Origin of the sequence: Chryseobacterium daeguense DSM 19388, assembly GCF_000430825.1 — a bacterium.
Lineage (GTDB): Bacteria > Bacteroidota > Bacteroidia > Flavobacteriales > Weeksellaceae > Chryseobacterium > Chryseobacterium daeguense.
This window is the reverse complement of the sequence record NZ_AUMT01000010.1, coordinates 1-18,065: the sequence shown is the minus strand read 5'-3', so window position 1 is coordinate 18,065 and position 18,065 is coordinate 1. Positions and strand designations below refer to the sequence as shown.

Below are 18,065 nucleotides of genomic sequence, written 5' to 3'. Positions count from 1 at the left end.
CCTAATTTTGATTAAAATTTAAGTTATGGAAGAATGTTGCAGTACAAAACCGAAAAAAGAACAGCACAATCATAATCATGAAGGTCATGATCACGACCATTCTCATGAAACGGAAGGGAAATCTGCATTTCAGATGTTTCTTCCGGCAATTATCTCTTTTGCTTTGTTGTTATTGGGAATTATTCTGGATAATTATATAAAACCCGACTGGTTTACCGGCTGGATCCGTTTGGTCTGGTATTTAATTGCTTATGCACCAGTCGGCCTGCCAGTTTTGAAGGAAGCTTATGAAAGTATCATTCATGGTGATGTATTTTCAGAGTTTTTTTTAATGGGAATTGCCACCATTGGCGCTTTTGCCATTGGGGAATATCCGGAAGGGGTAGCGGTGATGCTTTTTTATTCTGTTGGGGAAGTTTTTCAGGCGATGGCGGTATCCAGAGCAAAAAGAAATATCAAATCTTTATTGGATCAGAGGCCCGATGAAGTTACCATTTTAAAAAACGGGAAACCACAAACGGTAAAAGCGGAAACAGTAGGAGTCGGAGAAATTATTCAACTAAAATCAGGTGAAAAGTTAGGATTGGACGGTGAGTTGTTATCAGAAAAAGCTTCGTTCAATACCGCAGCGCTTACAGGAGAAAGTAAGCCGGATACAAAGATGAAAGGTGCGCCTGTTTTGGCCGGAATGATCAATTTAAACACCGTGAGCCAAGTCAAAGTAACGGCCGCTTACAAAGACAGTAAACTGAGCAAAATTTTGGAATTAGTACAAAATGCCACCGCTCAAAAGGCTCCGACAGAGCTTTTCATCAGGAAATTTGCAAAAATATATACACCAATAGTGGTATTGCTTGCTATTGGAATTACCTTCTTACCTTATTTTTTCGTTGAAGAATACGAGTTTAGAAGCTGGTTGTATCGTGCATTGATTTTCCTTGTAATTTCCTGCCCCTGTGCCTTGGTTATTTCTATTCCGCTTGGATATTTTGGAGGTATCGGGGCAGGGAGCCGAAACGGTATTTTATTTAAAGGAAGTAATTTCCTGGATGTTCTGGCCAATGTTCAAAATGTAGTTATGGATAAAACAGGAACCATGACAGAAGGTGTTTTCAAGGTTCAGGAAGTTAATTTTAAAGATCAATTTGATAAAAATAATATTTTAAAGTTGGTCAATGCACTGGAAAGCAAAAGCTCGCATCCCGTAGCTACGGCTATTCATGATTTTGTGGGTGAAATTGATCATTCCATTGAATTAAAAAATGTGGAGGAAATTGCAGGGCAGGGATTAAAGGCAGAAATCAGCGGGAAAGAGTTACTGGTAGGGAACTTTAAACTGATGGATGCATTCAGTATTACTTATGATATAAAACCTGAAAGCATCGTTTACACTGTAATCGCTATTGCTTATGATAAGGAGTTTGCGGGATATCTTACCATTGCGGACTCCATTAAGCCGGATGCACAGTTGACCATTAACAGATTAAAATCTTTAAATGTAAAGACCACCATGCTGAGTGGTGATAAAACCTCTGTTGTAAAATATGTAGCCGACACATTAGGAATTGAAAACGCTTACGGAGACCTCCTTCCCGAAGATAAAGTGAATAAGGTAAAAGAAATAAAAGTAAAAAACCAATCGGTGGCTTTCGTAGGAGATGGTGTGAATGATGCACCCGTAGTGGCCCTAAGTGATGCCGGAATTGCAATGGGCGGGCTGGGAAGCGATGCCACGATAGAAACAGCGGATGTTGTAATTCAGGATGATATGCCGATTAAAATTCCCATGGCCATCAATATCGGAAAGCAAACTAAAAAAATAGTCTGGCAGAATATTGTGCTTGCTTTTGCTGTAAAAGGTGTTGTGCTCATACTTGGAGCAGGGGGAATCGCCACCATGTGGGAAGCTGTTTTTGCCGATGTGGGTGTTGCTTTATTGGCTATTTTAAACGCGGTCAGAATTCAGAAAATGAAGTTTTGATGGACTCGAAATATCAAATTTAATATTCCCACAGATTGCACAGATTTTCACGTTTATTTCTTATAAATTAATATGCGCAATCATCTGTGAAAATCTGTGCAATCTGTGGGAAAACCTACTTACCCATAAAATTATACCTGACTTTCATCATGAATGAATCGTAAAAAGAATTTGAGTAGTATATTTGTAGGACAGAATTGATAATTGAAGTTTTTCATTTCCATATTTGTTATTTTTACCATTGCACTGCGTCCGGTTTTGCCATTGGTAAACTATGCGGTAAACTATGATTATATCGTAAAAAACCTGTGTGAAAACAGAAATACTCCACAATCTACCTGTAAAGGAAAATGCTACCTTGAAAAAGAGCTTTCGAAGACAGAAAAGCAATCCAACAATAATCAGAATATAAAAATTGCAGGGCTGGATGTATTTTTATCCCATGAAGTTTTTTCTTTTCCGGAAATCCAGGCTGAAATTCTTACCAAAAATATAAATACGGAAACCGTTAGTTTCCATACCTCAGAATATTTTGCAAGGATATTCCATCCTCCGTTAGCTTAAATTTTATTTAAACTAAGTTGTTATTTCAATAACATCATTTTTTTCTGTGAGTTGCTTTAAACCTAAATTAAAATTTAGCTTACAACTCTTCATTATTTCTAAACATTATTATTAATTTCAATTTAAGCTAAAATGAAATCAAGAATTTTTTTGACAGCATTTCTGTCAGTATCACTGTTGTCCTGTGCGCAGGAAACGCCTAAAGTAAAGCACAAAAGCCATATACACTCTTCAAAATCAACGATAAAAAATGTAAAGGTTGTGAATGAAGAAGATCCTATTTGTCACATGAAAACGGATGAATACACTAAAGATACGGCGGTGTATAAAAATAAAACGTACGGTTTTTGCAGTAGCTATTGTAAAGACGAATTCAAAAAAAATCCTGAGAAGTATGCCCAAAAATAAGAATGCAAACAATGCAAAAGCTAAAGTAATTATTCCGATTGTGGTAATTGCGCTGCTGTTTTTGGGTATCGGTGTCGGGATGGGATATTTTAAAAAGAACCTTTATACTGTGATGAAAGTCCCGGATTTTCAGCTTACGGATCAAAACAACAGGAAAATTTCCAATAAAGATATGCTCGGAAAAGTCTATCTGGTGGAGTTTTTCTTCAGCAGATGCCCTACGATCTGTCCGGTAATGAATTCGAACATGAGAGCAATAGAAAATGAAATCAATAATGAGGATTTCGGGATCATTTCCATAAGTATTGATCCTGAAAACGATACGCCGCAAGCTTTAAAGGAACACGCAAAAAAGATTGGCGTCAAATCTCCAAACTGGCATTTTCTCACTGGCGACAGGGATTATATCGGTAAAATTGCCGACCAGTTTAATATTTATGTTGGCGATAAGGAAGATGAGAGCGAAAGCCTTAACCACAGCGGGATGATTGCCCTTGTAGATAAAGAAGGTAATATCAGATGCAGGTACAACAAGGAAAATATGCCTATTCTTTATTATTCAGGACTTAATTATGAAGATCCGGAAGGGAAAACGCCGAAGCTCACCGGGAAATATCATCCTGACAGGGAAATATTGATTGAGGATATAAAAAAATTATTGAAATAAAGTGGCTGGAAAATGGAGGCCTGAAGTTTTTTATACAATATTAAAACTTCCAGATCTGACTTCAATCTTCCAGCCAAAAATTATAACCACTAAAAACAAAACGTTATGAAGATTATGAAAATTGCTGCTTTAAGTGCAGTATTAGCGGCGCAGTTTGCATTTGCGCAGTTCAAGCAGACTCCTTTACCTTATGCTTACAATGCATTGGAGGGTAATATTGATGCCCAAACCATGGAAATCCATTATTCAAAACATGCTGCAGCGTATGTAAGCAATCTGAATAAGGCAATTGCCGGAACACCACAGGAAAAACAGACCTTGTTTCAGATCATGTCGAATGTTTCAAAGCTGCCTGCAGCAGTAAGAAACAATGCGGGAGGTCACTATAATCACGAATTATTCTGGACTGTACTTACCCCGGAAAAGAATACGCAGCTTTCTGCAAAATTAGCGAAAGCTATTAATGATGCCTTCGGAAGTATGGATGGTTTTAAGGAGAAGATGAGCAAAGCTGGTGCAGACCGTTTCGGTTCCGGATGGGCCTGGCTGTCTGTGGATAAAAATGGAAAACTGTTTGTTTCTTCCACACCGAATCAGGATAATCCTCTGATGGATGTGGTAGAGGAAAAAGGAACTCCGATTTTTGGGATTGATGTTTGGGAACACGCCTATTATCTTAAATATCAAAACAAAAGAGCAGATTATCTTACCGCTATCTGGAATGTTACCAACTGGAAGGAAATCAGCAGAAGATATGATGAAGCTTTAAGCAAAAAGTAAAATTTTAGCTGTAAATAATAAAAAGGCGATTCTTGTTCTAAGAGTTGCCGTTTTTATTGTCTAAAAATCATTTTTTAACAGGATTTTGATTCTGTGATTTATTTTCTATCTTTGCCGGAATCTGGTGAGCCGTAAAAAGCGCTTAAAAGGGAATCCGGTGAAAATCCGGAACAGACCCGCTGCTGTAAGCTCCACAAAAAAGTTTTTGAAGATAATATCCACTGTTTTTTAATGGGAAGGATTTCAAAAATGGAGTAAGTCAGAAGACCTGCCAGAAGATTTAACGTTTGACGCTTTCGTGGAATAAAGCTTAGGACATCAATGATTCTGTGCGGTTTATGACTGTGCTTTGTCGTTGTATTCTTATATCCATTAGCGTCATCATTATTCTGAAAGAGCTAATGGTGACAACATTTTTTACATCTCAACTTCATAAGGTTGTTTTCACATTTTTTGTGTTAACAGCATCATTTTTTTATACCCAGGTTAAAAAAGATACAATTAAGGAGCAGACCATCATTCCTGTTCATATCAACAAGAAAAATTTTAAAGAAATCCTTCCCGCGCAGGTTTTGTCCGGTGAAGAGCTGGAAAGGTTAAACAGCCAGTCGGTTGCAGATGCGCTGCGGTATTTCTCCGGGGTTCAGATTAAAGATTATGGTGGGATTGGCGGATTAAAAACCATCAATATCCGAAGTATGGGAAGCCAGCATGTAGGAGTTTTTTATGATGGAATTCAAATAGGAAATGCTCAGAATGGTGTTGTAGATCTTGGAAGGTATTCTTTGGATGATCTTGAGGAAATTTCTTTGTACAATGGGCAGAAAAGTGAAATATTTCAGCCTGCAAAGGATTTCGGGTCGTCGGGTTCTATTTATCTGCAGCCAAAAATTCCGGTTTTTAAAGGAAATAAAAAAACAAATCTGGTTGTAAGGTTTAAAAACAGTTCTATTGATTTATTTAATCCTTCTTTCCGGTTAGAACAGAAAATTTCAGAACATATTTCTGCAAGTTTTAGTTCAGAATTCATTCAGAGTGACGGAGTTTACAAATACCGTTACAGGAAAAAATATCCGGACGGGGAAGTGGCTTACGATACTGTTGCAAAAAGATTTGATTCTGATATTCATGCAAAACGTTTTGAAACAAGCCTGAATGGAACACTCCATAACGGTAGCTGGAATGTGGGGGGCTACGGTTATCTTTCAAACCGGGGAATTCCTGCTGCGATCGTCAATAACCGTTTTGATGGAAGGGGCCAAAGGCAGGTTGATGAAAATTATTTCGTACAGGTGAGCCTTAAGAAAAAAATATTCCCAAAATTAGAAACTCAGATCAAAGCCAAATTCGCTTATGATTATACCCATTATATTGATACCGTATCGTCCATAAAAATTCAGAATCAATATATTCAGCGGGAGCTGTATGTGTCTTCATCTAATTTATATTCCATCACCCCGGATTGGGATGTAAGTGCAAGTGTAGATTTTCAGTATAATAATCTTGATGCGGATTTGGTTAATTTTTCTTACCCTGCCCGTTATACCACTTTAGCGGCTTTTGCAACGACCTATCAATGGAAACGGCTGAAGTTTTTAGGAAGTTTTTTAGGGACATTTGTTGCTGAAAATGTTGAGAAAAACTCAAAATCACCGGACAGGACAGAGTGGACACCGGCCGCCTTCCTGAGTTATCAGCCTTTTGCTTCAAAAGATTTTACAGTACGGGCTTTTTATAAAAGAATTTTCAGGATGCCGACTTTTAATGATCTCTATTATACAATGATCGGCAATACTTCTTTGAAACCGGAATTTACAAACCAATATAACCTCGGGTTTACCTATTCCAGGACATTTCCAAATAAAGTTTTCGAAAAAATTTCTGCCAAAATAGACGGTTATTTTAATAAAGTTGAGAACAAAATTATTGCCGCCCCGAACGGCAGTATGTTCAGATGGACTATGTTAAATCTCGGAAATGTAGAAATTATCGGAACCGATGTTAATATTCAGGCTGATGTAAAAGTTGGAAACGTTAAAATAAGACCATTATTAAACTACACTTTCCAGCGGGCAAGAGATTTTTCGGATCGGGAAGAGTCTTATTTCGGGCACCAGATTCCTTACACGCCATGGCACAGCGGTACTTTTTCCCTAATGTCTGATTACAGAAACTGGAGCTTCAATTACAGCTTTATCTATGTTGGAGAGCGCTACGATGTAAACCAGAATAATATTCAATACAATTATATCCAGCCTTGGTATACCCATGATTTGTCGGTTCAAAGAAAAATTAACTGGAAATCTCATCAGTTCAAAGCCAGTTTTGAGGTCAATAATATTTTCAATCAATATTATGATGTTGTTTTGAATTATCCGATGCCCGGAAGAACTTTTAAACTCATTGTCAGTTTTACATTATGAAAAAATTAAACTATTGTTTCATTATTTTATCTTTTTTTCGCTGATCTCATGCAGAACAGACGAGTATATTACCCGCGAAGAAACAGAATCCGGACTTGCACCACCGGAAAACACGGCTATCAAAGGTTTTTATCTCTTAAACGAAGGAAATATGGGCAGCAATAAAGCCACCCTGGATTTCTTTGATTATACTACAGGAACCTATCACCGGAATATTTATGCACAAATCAATCCTAATGTTATTAAAGAACTTGGTGACGTGGGAAATGATATTCAGATTTATGGAAATAAGCTGTATGCAGTGATTAATGTGTCCAACAAAATAGAAGTTTTGGATGCAAAAACGGCTAAAAAAATTAAAACCATTAACCTTGAAAACTGCAGATATATCAAGTTTAGTAACGGAAAAGCCTATGCTTCAAGCTATGCAGGCCCGGTGGTTTTAGATCCGAATGCACCTTTGGGAAAAGTGGTCGAAATTGATACTGCTTCTTTAACAATTCAAAGATCAGCGGTTGTAGGTTATCAGCCTGAAGAAATGGAAATTATCGGAGACAGGTTATTTGTTGCGAATTCCGGGGGCTACAAATTTCCAAATTATGATAAAACAGTTTCTGTAGTTGATCTGAATTCCTTTACTGAGACTAAGAAAATAGACCTTGCCATTAACCTTCACAGAATAGAAAAAGACACTTACGGCGATCTTTATGTGAGCTCAAGAGGGGATTATTACAACGTTCCATCAAGCTTATTCGTAATTGATGCGATAACAGGAACGGTGAAAAAAGATTTTCACGTTTCGGTAAGTGAAATGACAATAGTGAACGACAAGCTTTATTATTTTGGAAATGAATTCAATTATAATACCCATTCTTACAAAAAATCTTTCGGGATTATTGATGTAAAAACCGAGCAGATTATTTCTAATACAGTTATCGACCAGCAATATGTAGACCTTATCAAAACTCCTTATGGAATGGCTGTAAATCCTATTACGGAAGATATTTACATTACCGATGCCAGAAATTATGTTTCAACAGGATATGTTTATTGCTTTGATAAAAACGGACATTTCAAATGGAAAACCGAAGGAGGAAATATACCGGCACATTTCACTTTTTTATACAAATAAAATAAATTTTAATATGAATAAAAATATCTTAAAAATTACAACTGCAGCAGTTTTCTTAGCCGTTATGACTGGGTTAAACAGCTGTAAAAATGAGGTTGATGAAGAAGAATTTAATTTTAAAGGATTGGAAGAATCTTATACGGTTGAACGCTTCAAAGTTCTGAATATTGATACCAAAACAGGTGGAAATTTTACATGGAGCATCAATGATTCTATTATTTCCCAGGATTCTCAGCTGGATTTTATAAGTCCGGTGGCAAAAACTTATCCTTTAACGCTAAAAATAGAAGCTAACGGTTCTACAAGAACATTTAATTCCAAAATCATTGTAAAGCAGGAAGCAGGGACATACAGCAAGTATATTTCGGATGTTTTTGATTTTCGTCCGGCAGTTGGCCAGTTTTTGAACGAAATCCCTGAGTATGAACCCGGAAATTCTTACAGCCAGATGCTCCAAAAGGCAAAAGAATCTTTAGTAGGAGGAAGCTCTTCTATGCTGACCCTGGGTGGTTTCGGAGGATATGTTGTTTTTGGTTTTGACCATACAATTCCGAATATGAATGGGAAAGATTTTAAGATTTTAGGAAATGCATTCTGGGGAAATGATGCCAGCCAGCCGCGTTCCGGATCATGTGAGCCCGGAATCATCATGGTAGCTTATGACCGGAACAAAAACGGAAAGCCGGATGATAATGAATGGTATGAAATTGCCGGAAGCGAATATTTTAAAAATACAACAGTAAAAGATTACAGCATCACATACTTCAAACCCAATGAAAGCAAACCTCCCGTTCCAGGAAGTGAGTTTTGGCAGACTGATATTGAGTATATAAAATGGCAGGATAATCTCGGGAATTCAGGATATAAAACAAAGAATACCTTCCATGCGCAAAGCTACTATCCATTGTGGCTTGGTGATACTTCTTACAGTTTTACCGGAACAAAGCTTCAGGATAATTTTAGTGATCAAAGCGGAACGGGAGCTTATTGGGTAGGGAAATCTTATGACTTCGGGTATGCCGATAATGCCCCGAATAACGACGAGGCTTCCAATATTGATATTGCCTGGGCAGTGGATAAGGCGGGAAAATATGTAAAGCTTCCGGGAATCGATTTCGTGAAAGTCTATACCGGGGTTAACCAGGAAGCAGGCTGGGTAGGTGAAGTTTCTACGGAGGTTGCGGGAGCTTATGATTTATACCTTAATTAAAATTCAACAATAAATATTTATACAATTTAATTAAAATGAGAAAGATTTATCTTTTAACAATGCTTTTTCTGTCGGCATCTTTTACAAATGCACAGACGGGAAGTTTTACGGACGGCTATTTTATGGTGAATGAAGAATGGTTTGGTCATACCAACGGTTCTGTAAATTTCATTAATAATAATGGTACAGTTAATTACAGAGTGTACAGCAATGTCAATAACAATCAGGCTTTCGGAGCTACAACACAGTATGGTACGATCTACGGTAATAAATTTTATTTTATTTCCAAACAAGCGGCAGACGGTGGTGATACGCAATATACACCGGGTGGCAGATTAGTAGTTGCCAATGCACAGACAATGCAGAAAATTGCCGGATTTAACAATATCGGCGGGGGAGACGGCAGATCTTTTGTCGGAGTTAATGAACACAAGGGCTACATCGGTGCTTCCAATGGAATTTATACCTTCGATATTGATAATATGCAGGTGGGAACTCTTATTCCGACTACCGGTGGCGGGAGCCAGTATGCAGGGCAGATTGGGAATATGATCAGAACTTCACAATATGTTTTCGCAGTGAAGCAGGCAGCAGGTATTTTGGTTATTAATCCAAATACTGATGCTGTAGTTACTACTATTGCCGGATCTTTTCACTCAATTGTTCAGGCGAAAGATGGAAGTGTATGGGCTATTCAGGACCAGAAGCTGGTAAATATCCATCCTACGACTTTTGCAATGACTGTATATAACATTCCTACCACAAAATACTTAGGTTCGTGGGGAGCCTGGAACGCAGGCAGCTTTACAGCAAGCAGTCAGAATAATACTTTATACTGGATTAATTCTGTAAACAGCTTCGTTTCAGGAACGCAGATTGTGAAATTTGATGTGACATCAAAGACTTTTAATGAAAATTTTGCCGTCATTCCCGGACAGACTGGAACATACAAGCAGATTCCTTACGGAGCAGCTTTAAAAGTAAGCCCTACAACCGATGAGTTAATTCTGAATACCACAGAAAGTGGCTTCGGAGCACACTATCTAAATAACTGGATCCATACCTATAATAATAGTGGAGTTTTAACTAATACAAAAAAGCTTGACGATTACTACTGGTTTCCGGCAATGGCTGTTTTCCCTGATAATACATTGCCAGTTGTGAATAATACTTTCCCAACCCAGGTTAATGTAAATACGGTGACGGTAATTGATTTAAAATCCGTTATTTCTGATACCGATAATCTTGCTGCAGCGGTGGTGAAATCTGTAAGGTCCAATACCAATTCTTCGATTGTTTCTGCTGTAATAAATTCAAATGACGAACTGGTACTTACACCTCAGGGAAATGGTTCGGCAAGTATTGTGATCGGATTCAATTCTAATGGCAGAGTAGTAGAAAAAACGTTGGAGATAGCAAGCTCAACTTCAGTATTAGCAACTTCAGAAGTTAAAAAACTTGAATTTAGTATTTATCCAAATCCAGCAACCGATATTGTCAACATCCGAACTCAGGAGAAGATTTTAACCGTTTCTGTATATGATATGTCTGGTAAAATAGTTAATGCGCCGTTCAGTAATGGACAGATTAATGTAAGTATGCTTCCTAAAGGAATATACATTTTAATTGCAAAAACTGATAAAGCAGTATATCAGCAGAAATTGATTAAAAACTAATCTTAGTATATCCTATTTTGTTTTGACCTTCACCTTTGGTGGAGGTTTTTTTATTTTTTTGAACAGGCTGAATAATAATGGTAATTTAATACTGAATGATTTAAGTGTACTGTAATAATAATGTGATCAGTGATTAATTAGCCTTATTATAATGTTTTAAAATAATGGCAATTGTTTATATAGAATCCCGTTTACCTAATGGAATGATATATTTCTGAAAAGGCTAATTCACAACAAAGAGAAATAAAAAAAGAGATTCAAAAAATGAATCTCTTTTAAGTAGCCCGTAGGGGAATCGAACCCCTCTTACCAGAATGAAAATCTGAGGTCCTAACCGATAGACGAACGGGCCATCTGTCTTCCATTAATTAAATTAATGTGTTAGTTTTTTGTTTTTATAAGTTGCAACTCTTATATCAATCACCGGTTAGATTAGTGATTAATTTGTAGCCCGTAGGGGAATCGAACCCCTCTTACCAGAATGAAAATCTGAGGTCCTAACCGATAGACGAACGGGCCAACTATACTTATTAAGCTAGTTTATTAACGTGCTTAGTTAATTTGCTTTTTAAGTTAGCAGCTTTGTTTTTGTGGATAATATTTTTCTTAGCTAATTTATCCAACAAAGAGATAACTTTTGGCAACTGCTCAGAAGCAGCAGCTTTATCCTCTTCATTTCTTAACACTTTCATTGCTGTTCTAGCAGTCTTGTGGTAGTATCTGTTACGAAGTTTTCTAGCTTCGTTTTGTCTAATTCTTTTTAATGCTGATTTATGATTTGCCATATCGTTCAAATGTGAGTGCAAAAGTAAAAACTTTTTTTTTATCTACCAAATTTATCCTTGAAAAAATTTTAATTTTCTTCTGATAAATACTTTCGGAGTTTATCTATTGCCTGTTCTATTTTAAAATTTTCTTCTTCTCTTTCTAATTTATTGATCGTGCCCGTGAGCATGACCATTGCGTTGTTCCATTCTCCAGTGGTATTGGTGAAGGTAAGTCCGTCAATCGTTACTTCAAAAGCGACCCTTTCTCCGGTCCTGTAAAGTCTGAAACTTATTTTGTCATCTCTGCCTGTAATCCCATCTTCATTGATCTTTAAATCGTAACTTTTTGGGTTAGAGTGGATTTTCTTAAAAAGCAATTTCGCTTCTTGTATTTTTAAATCCGGCATGATATGAAATTTGGTAGCCTATAGGGGAATCGAACCCCTGTTGCAAGAATGAAAATCTTGAGTCCTAACCACTAGACGAATAGGCCAAATTTTGAGGTTGCAAAAGTAATAATTAACTTTTTAACTTCAAAATTATTTTTAGAGTTATTTAAAAACTTTTTGGATTACAGTGTTCTTGATTCCCTTGGCATCAATGTCTTTCTGAAGCTTTACTGCATCCTCCAAAGTGTAAATTTTTCCATACGTATAATAGAATACTCCGTTTTCCTTATTTCTTTCTACATCTTTTAAAGTTTGCAGAATGAAAGAATTTCCATTCAGTTTATCTCCCGCATATAATTCTATGGTATAGTAGCCCGTATTCAGCTTTTGGTTTGGCATAAATCCTACGGCATAAGCATTTCGGAATCCTGCATCTTTTGCTGTTTTAATATTGATATCTCTTACGGAAGCAAGGTTGGTGACACCATAATAATACTTGTACTGTCCGTTTTCTTTAATAGGTAAAATATAGTTTAGACCTTTCAAAGCCGGATCTCCCGTATTGTATCTGGTAGGAGTGCTTAATAAGAGAATTCTGAAATCATTTTTAAGCGCTACTTCCGCAAGCTTGTCCGGTTCCGGTTTTTTGGTTACTATTGGTCCGCCGGATTTTCTGTCGACTGCTTTTTTATAATCAATAACGGCATTGTAGATACTTTCCGCAATCTCTGTCTGCCCTCTGTCCGAAGCTAAATAGTGACTTTCTTCCGGATGATTGATAAATCCTGTCTCAATAAGAACCGAAGGCATCGCATTCATACGAAGAACGTGAAGGTTTTTCTGGAAAACACCTCTTGAGAATCTTTTGTCCTTGTTCACGAAATTGTCTTCTACCAGTCCGCCCATCAAAAGGCTGGATTCAAGATATTTGCTCTGCTGGAGTTTTAATGCGATTAGGGATTCCGGAGAGCTCGGATCGTAAGAACCAAACGTCTGTTTATCTTTTTCGTCAAGGAAGATCACGTCGTTTTCCCTTTTTGCCACTTCCAGGTTGGTGTCATTCTGGTCCGGCCCCTGTACGTAAGTTTCTGTTCCATAAGCTGTATTTCTTACTGCAGAGTTACAGTGGATGGATACAAAAAGATCTGCTTTACTCCTGTTGGCCAGGTTGGTTCTGTCTGAAAGTGAAGGATATTCGTCTATTTTTCTTGTGTAGATTACTTTAAAATCTTTATTTTTTTCAAGCATTGCGCCTAATTTCAAAGTAATGGCCAGCGTAACATCTTTTTCTGCAACCCTCCCGATATCGGAGTAAGTTCTGTTAGCCCCATGATCACTTCCCCCGTGTCCTGCATCTAAAACGATGGTAAATTTCTTTTGCGAAAAAATAAAGTTGGCGAGGAGTATAAGGAGAAATGATAAAATTATTTTAAAATTTACTTTGTGCATCTTACAGTTTTAAAAATTATATTAATTTTGAGCCTTAATTATATACATTAAATATAACAATAAATTGGTCAAAACCGTCTCCAAAAATATATTACAAATTTTAATTATCCTAATTTTTAACAATTTTTTAGCACAGGAAACGCCTGAAAAATTGCCTAAAAATACGGCTAATGATACTATTTCCAAAAACGATACCATAGTTCTGAAAAAAGAATCTCTGGAGGATGTGCTTCAGACAAAAGCAGATTATAACCGCAGAGATTTCCAGAAAAAAATGATTTATCTGAACAAAAATGCTCAGGTAAAGTATCAGGATGTACAGATTGATGCAGATTATATCTCCATTGATGAAGAAAAAAGTCTCATGTTTGCACGTGGAAAACAGGATTCTTTGGGTAAAATTATTGAACCGGCTGTTATTACCCAGGCAGGAAAAAAATATGAGACGGATCAGTTTCAATACAATACAAAAACAAAGCAGGCCATTGCATTCAACGCCAGAACTGAAGAAAGTGAAGGGGTAATTGTCGCGGAAAAGACAAAAAAGTATAACGATTCGGTCTTTGCAATGAGAAGAGCAAATTATACTACAGACGATTATTTTATTAAGAAAAAAGATACCGCGGCGGATTACCATTTACGGGCTTCCAATATTAAATTGGTTAAAACAAAAAACAAATCCTCCATCATTTCAGGGCCTATCCAGATGTATATTGAGCAGGTTCCGACTCCTTTGATCATGCCGTTTGCCATTTTGCCGTTCTCGGATAAGCGGTCGGCGGGTATTTTGATTCCGAGCTTCGGGGAGAGGCAGGACGTTGGTTTTTTCCTTAATGGATTAGGGTATTACCAGCCTATCGGGGAACATTTTGACCTTAAAATTCTTTCTGATATTTATACGAAAGGAAGCTGGAACTTACGTCCTGAAATGAATTATGTAAAAAAATACCGCTACTCCGGGAATTTCTCGGCGGATGTAGGTACCATGGTTCGTGGGATCAAAGGGTTGGATGATTACAGCAAAACAGGGACCTACAGAATTGCATGGAGACACACGCAGGATACCAAGGCAAATCCGTTCCTTACTTTCTCCGCATCCGTAGATATTGTAAGCACGAAGTTTTATAATAATACACTGAACAATAATTATATTTTAAATCAAAACGTATTAAATACGCAGCAAAACTCCACCGTTACGGTTACTAAAAGGTTTTTAAAATTACCGGTAACCATTACAGGAACTGCTTCATATTCCCAAAACTTTGCCACCGGACTGGCAGATCTTCGTCTTCCGCAGATGAATATTGCCATCAACCAGTTTTATCTGTTTAAATCTAAAACAGGGGTAAGATCCGGCTTATTGGAAAATTTAACGGTAAATACCGGGATCAACCTTACCAACTTTGTGCAGACGGAAGAAGGAGAGCTTTTCAAAAAAGAAATGTGGGAAAAAATGCAGACCGGTTTGAAAAACAATATCGCATTAGGAACCAATACTACCGTTGCAAAATATTTTACTTTCAGCTTAGGAGCTAATATTGATAATGCTTTAACCACAAAATCCGTTAATAAATTTTATGACCCTATTCAGAATAAAGTAGTAACGGAAACAGATAAAGGGGTAACGGGCTATTCCACATTCTCCACTACAGCCAGTATCCAGACTACTTTGTACGGAATGCTTAATTTCAAAAAAGGTTCTGCCATTGAGGCAATCAGGCATATGGTAACGCCAAGCATCGGGTTTACTTATTCTCCGGATTTCGGGACTTCACAATTCGGGTATTACAGAAATTATTATGACGCGAACGGCGCTTTGACGCCTTATTCAATTTTTGAAGGGGGAATCATCGGAAGCCCGTCCAGCGGAATGGTAGGAGCTTTAGGCTTCAACGTGGGGAACAATATCGAAATGAAAGTAAAATCAAAGAAAGATTCCACCGGCGTGAGAAAGATTAAGATTTTCGAATCTTTAAACCTTTCGGGAAGCTACAACTTTGCGGCAAAAGATCACCCATGGTCTATTCTTACACTGAACGGGCAGTCTTCTTTCTTTGATAATAAATTAAGCGTAAATACCAGCTTGTCATTAGACCCATATAAAATTATTTATCTTCCGGGACAGGAAGCGGGCATCAGAACCGAGGAATTCGGGCATTTCAGCGTGCAGGGATTCAATGTTCAGCTTTCTTATCCTTTGAGCAGCGAATTGTTCGGGGAGAAAACGGATTATGCTAAAAAATATCAGTCGAAGGGGGAAATCAGAAATGAAAATTATTATTTTGATGATGATAATTACGCTCATTTTGATCAGGCCTGGACTTTAAATGTGAATGCCAACTACGCCTACACAAGAAGCGCTGCCAGCAGAACGCCTACGAAACTTGCGTCTATTGGTCTGGACGGAAGCTTAAAGCTTACCCCATACTGGAATATCAACGGAAGCACGCATTATGACCTTGTGACCAAAGAATTGGCATATACAAGGATCGGTTTTTCCAGAGATCAGCGAAGTTTTACAATTAATTTTAACTGGGTTCCGTTCGGGCAATATAAAGTATATGACTTTTTTATCGGTATCAAAGCCAACATCTTAAGTGATGCGCTGAAGTATAAGGACAGAAGTTTTACCCAGCCAAATGCACCATTCTAGCATTGTATTTGATATTTGAGAATATAAATAGAATATAAATTTTATATTTGCACCCAAAATAAAATCTAATGAAACAAATAATCAACACTGTAAATGCTCCTGCAGCTATAGGACCTTACTCTCAGGCAAACATGGCAAACGGAGTTTTGTATATCTCCGGGCAGATCCCGGTAGATCCTGCTACAGGTAAATTGGTGGAAGGAATTGAGAAAGAAACGCACCAGGTAATGAAAAACCTTGAAGCAATTCTTACAGAAGCGGGAATGACTTTTAAAAATGTTGTAAAAGCTACGATCTTCCTTAAGAATATGGATGATTTTGCTGTAATGAATGATATTTATGCTTCTTATCTGGATTCAGAAAGCTATCCGGCACGTGAAACGGTACAGGTTTCCTGCCTGCCAAAAAATGTTGATATCGAAATTTCAATGATCGCACATCAGGATTAATGAGCTTTATAAGAAATACATTCGCGGTTATTGTAGGGCTCGGGATTGCAGCGCTTACGATTACTCTTGGTATAAGGGTATTTCCGCAATGGGTTACTTTTGATGCCTTTGCTCCGTTTGAGCATTGGCAGAGATTTCTTGAAAGCATGCAACATGATGATGCTTTCTTCGGCTTTTTGCTTTTTATTTCCGGATTAGGCACTACTATTGGTGGTGTGGCTACTGCTATTATTGTAAAGTATGCTAAAGTAGCTTATGCTATTCTTATTGGCTTCATAATGCTTTTTATAGCCATGCTGGATGTGATTATTTTTCCTTATCACCCTACATTCTATAAAATCTCCATTTTCCTTACTTTCTTCCCTTTTTCGTGGATAGGCGGGAAAATCGTGGCAGTCATTTATGAACGGAAAAAGAAAAGAATTATCGCTGAAAAAATGAATAAATCATAAATAAAAAACGCTGCAATCTGCAGCGTTTTTTGTGGATATGAAATTAAGTTTAGGCACAGCTAATTTGGCAATCAAGTGAGCATAATAACACTCCTGTATTAGTAGGCTGTCCGTAACAGTTATTTGCTCTATGACATTTTGTAACACATTGAGCAGGGGTTTCTGTTATACTTGTTACCGGACCAAGTCTTGCTGATGTAGGGTCTCCTTTAAGAATATTTTTTAAATTATGAACAGTAGATGAATCTAGAGCTTTCCCATTCTCAGCAGCATAATAAGTTGCAATTGGTTTTTCGTTTTTGTCTAATGTGATTTTGAAGTAAAAGCCTTGCCCTAAAGCATTTTCTTTGTATATAACATAGTAAGCTACAGCTTTTTCATCCGATTTTTTATTGAGAAGATTGAACTGCTCGTTTTCAGGTTGTTCATTCTTTTTAAAAGTTTTAAAATAATCCTTATCGTGAGGTCTATTAGTAGTATTGTTTGCTTTTACAAGTGTAATTGTAAATATCAAAAGAAGAAACTGTATTAATATTGTCTTTTTCATAATGTTTTAATTTTGTAGTTCTAATTTGTTTTCTGATTCGTATTCTTTAATCATTTTTTTCTGCATGTCATTAGCCAGCTTTCTAATATCAATCGTATTTCCGTTACTATCTTTTTTTTCAAAAATTTGGGCAGCATTCATTAATTCAAATGTTCTTTGTAAAGGAGCCTGTATATAACTTTCACTGGAGTTGCTAACTTTGTTAGGACACAATTCTTATACTCTTTATCTTTAAGAGTATGAAAAAGATCAGAAAAAATTACAGTCTATAGTTTAAGATCCAAGCAGTATCTTTAAGTGAGCAGCGAGGCAATGTATCCTCGGTAGCTGAAGAATTTGGGATCTGTAAAGAAAGTCTCGTTAATTGGCGAAAACTTCACAAAGAAGGTAAACTTAGCAAGGAAAAACAAATATCCTCTGATCCAATAAGGGAAGAGTTATTGAGACTTCGCAAAGAACTGGAAGAAACAAAGCTTGAACGTGATATCTTAAAAAAGGCGGTAGGCATCTTCTCCAAG

At 37.1% G+C, this 18,065-nt stretch carries 18 protein-coding genes, 3 tRNA genes and 1 riboswitch; of the genes, 13 read left to right on the top strand and 8 right to left on the bottom strand.

All coding sequences use genetic code 11. From position 1 onward, the window contains the following. Positions 1-25 precede the first annotated feature (25 nt). The 9 genes from H560_RS0112585 to H560_RS21550 all read left to right on the top strand — a co-directional run bounded on the left by H560_RS0112585 (position 26) and on the right by H560_RS21550 (position 10,841). Positions 26-1,981, top strand: coding sequence for a heavy metal translocating P-type ATPase (locus H560_RS0112585; protein ID WP_027380374.1), 1,956 nt, complete (start codon positions 26-28; stop codon positions 1,979-1,981). Positions 1,982-2,185: 204 nt separating this feature from the next. After that, complete coding sequence (locus tag H560_RS0112580; RefSeq protein WP_027380373.1) at positions 2,186-2,545, top strand: hypothetical protein; 360 nt, start codon at positions 2,186-2,188, stop codon at positions 2,543-2,545. 132 nt (positions 2,546-2,677) lie between these two features. After that, complete coding sequence (locus H560_RS0112575) at positions 2,678-2,953, top strand: YHS domain-containing protein (RefSeq protein WP_027380372.1); 276 nt, start codon at positions 2,678-2,680, stop codon at positions 2,951-2,953. After that, on the top strand, positions 2,940-3,620 hold the full coding sequence (locus tag H560_RS0112570; protein ID WP_155845005.1) for an SCO family protein: 681 nt from the start codon (positions 2,940-2,942) through the stop codon (positions 3,618-3,620). Before H560_RS0112575 ends, H560_RS0112570 begins: the two co-directional genes overlap by 14 nt. Before the next feature lie 105 nt (positions 3,621-3,725). Then, positions 3,726-4,400, top strand: a complete 675-nt coding sequence (locus H560_RS0112565; protein WP_027380370.1) for a superoxide dismutase — start codon at positions 3,726-3,728, stop codon at positions 4,398-4,400. Between the two features lie 105 nt (positions 4,401-4,505). After that, a riboswitch (cobalamin riboswitch) is annotated at positions 4,506-4,690 on the top strand. Positions 4,691-4,801: 111 nt separating this feature from the next. Continuing rightward, positions 4,802-6,823, top strand: a complete 2,022-nt coding sequence (locus H560_RS0112560; protein ID WP_027380369.1) for a TonB-dependent receptor — start codon at positions 4,802-4,804, stop codon at positions 6,821-6,823. 4 nt (positions 6,824-6,827) lie between these two features. Next, positions 6,828-7,955, top strand: a complete 1,128-nt coding sequence (locus tag H560_RS0112555) for a YncE family protein (protein WP_034752865.1) — start codon at positions 6,828-6,830, stop codon at positions 7,953-7,955. Positions 7,956-7,968: 13 nt separating this feature from the next. After that, positions 7,969-9,165: a hypothetical protein gene (locus tag H560_RS0112550; protein WP_027380367.1), complete on the top strand. Its 1,197-nt coding sequence runs from the start codon at positions 7,969-7,971 to the stop codon at positions 9,163-9,165. A 35-nt stretch (positions 9,166-9,200) separates the two neighbouring features. Then, positions 9,201-10,841, top strand: a complete 1,641-nt coding sequence (locus tag H560_RS21550) for a T9SS type A sorting domain-containing protein (protein WP_081413972.1) — start codon at positions 9,201-9,203, stop codon at positions 10,839-10,841. A 280-nt stretch (positions 10,842-11,121) separates the two neighbouring features. On the opposite strand, the gene H560_RS0112540 is transcribed toward H560_RS21550, so the two are convergent. From H560_RS0112540 to H560_RS0112515, 6 genes are all read right to left on the bottom strand, one after another. Further along, positions 11,122-11,193, bottom strand: a tRNA-Glu gene (locus H560_RS0112540). A 95-nt stretch (positions 11,194-11,288) separates the two neighbouring features. Next, a tRNA-Glu gene (locus H560_RS0112535) sits at positions 11,289-11,360 on the bottom strand. Between the two features lie 11 nt (positions 11,361-11,371). Beyond that, positions 11,372-11,626 (bottom strand): 30S ribosomal protein S20, encoded by a 255-nt coding sequence (gene rpsT / locus H560_RS0112530; protein WP_027380366.1) that lies wholly within the window; start codon positions 11,624-11,626, stop codon positions 11,372-11,374. Positions 11,627-11,694: 68 nt separating this feature from the next. Next, positions 11,695-12,015: a hypothetical protein gene (locus H560_RS0112525; protein ID WP_027380365.1), complete on the bottom strand. Its 321-nt coding sequence runs from the start codon at positions 12,013-12,015 to the stop codon at positions 11,695-11,697. An 11-nt stretch (positions 12,016-12,026) separates the two neighbouring features. Then, positions 12,027-12,101 (bottom strand) — tRNA-Glu (locus H560_RS0112520). Between the two features lie 58 nt (positions 12,102-12,159). Next, a complete protein-coding gene (locus H560_RS0112515) occupies positions 12,160-13,446 on the bottom strand; it encodes an N-acetylmuramoyl-L-alanine amidase family protein (protein ID WP_051289323.1) in 1,287 nt (428 codons plus the stop codon). Between the two features lie 64 nt (positions 13,447-13,510). Here H560_RS0112515 and H560_RS0112510 point away from each other — a divergent pair, with 64 nt between their 5' ends. From H560_RS0112510 to H560_RS0112500, 3 genes are all read left to right on the top strand, one after another. Next, complete coding sequence (locus tag H560_RS0112510; protein WP_027380363.1) at positions 13,511-16,099, top strand: putative LPS assembly protein LptD; 2,589 nt, start codon at positions 13,511-13,513, stop codon at positions 16,097-16,099. Between the two features lie 68 nt (positions 16,100-16,167). Continuing rightward, positions 16,168-16,548 carry a RidA family protein gene (locus H560_RS0112505; protein WP_027380362.1) on the top strand — a complete coding sequence of 127 codons (381 nt, stop codon included), beginning with the start codon at positions 16,168-16,170 and terminating at the stop codon, positions 16,546-16,548. Continuing rightward, positions 16,548-17,000: a hypothetical protein gene (locus H560_RS0112500; protein ID WP_027380361.1), complete on the top strand. Its 453-nt coding sequence runs from the start codon at positions 16,548-16,550 to the stop codon at positions 16,998-17,000. Before H560_RS0112505 ends, H560_RS0112500 begins: the two co-directional genes overlap by 1 nt. A gap of 49 nt (positions 17,001-17,049) precedes the next feature. Here the strand turns inward: H560_RS0112500 and H560_RS0112495 are convergent, their stop codons facing one another. After that, positions 17,050-17,547: a hypothetical protein gene (locus tag H560_RS0112495; protein WP_027380360.1), complete on the bottom strand. Its 498-nt coding sequence runs from the start codon at positions 17,545-17,547 to the stop codon at positions 17,050-17,052. Positions 17,548-17,553: 6 nt separating this feature from the next. After that, positions 17,554-17,688 carry a hypothetical protein gene (locus H560_RS23595; RefSeq protein ID WP_262486278.1) on the bottom strand — a complete coding sequence of 45 codons (135 nt, stop codon included), beginning with the start codon at positions 17,686-17,688 and terminating at the stop codon, positions 17,554-17,556. A gap of 137 nt (positions 17,689-17,825) precedes the next feature. On the opposite strand from H560_RS23595, the gene H560_RS23775 reads away from it, so the two are divergent. Next, positions 17,826-18,065 (top strand): transposase (locus H560_RS23775; RefSeq protein ID WP_155845007.1); only part of this gene is annotated, 240 nt, incomplete at its 3' end.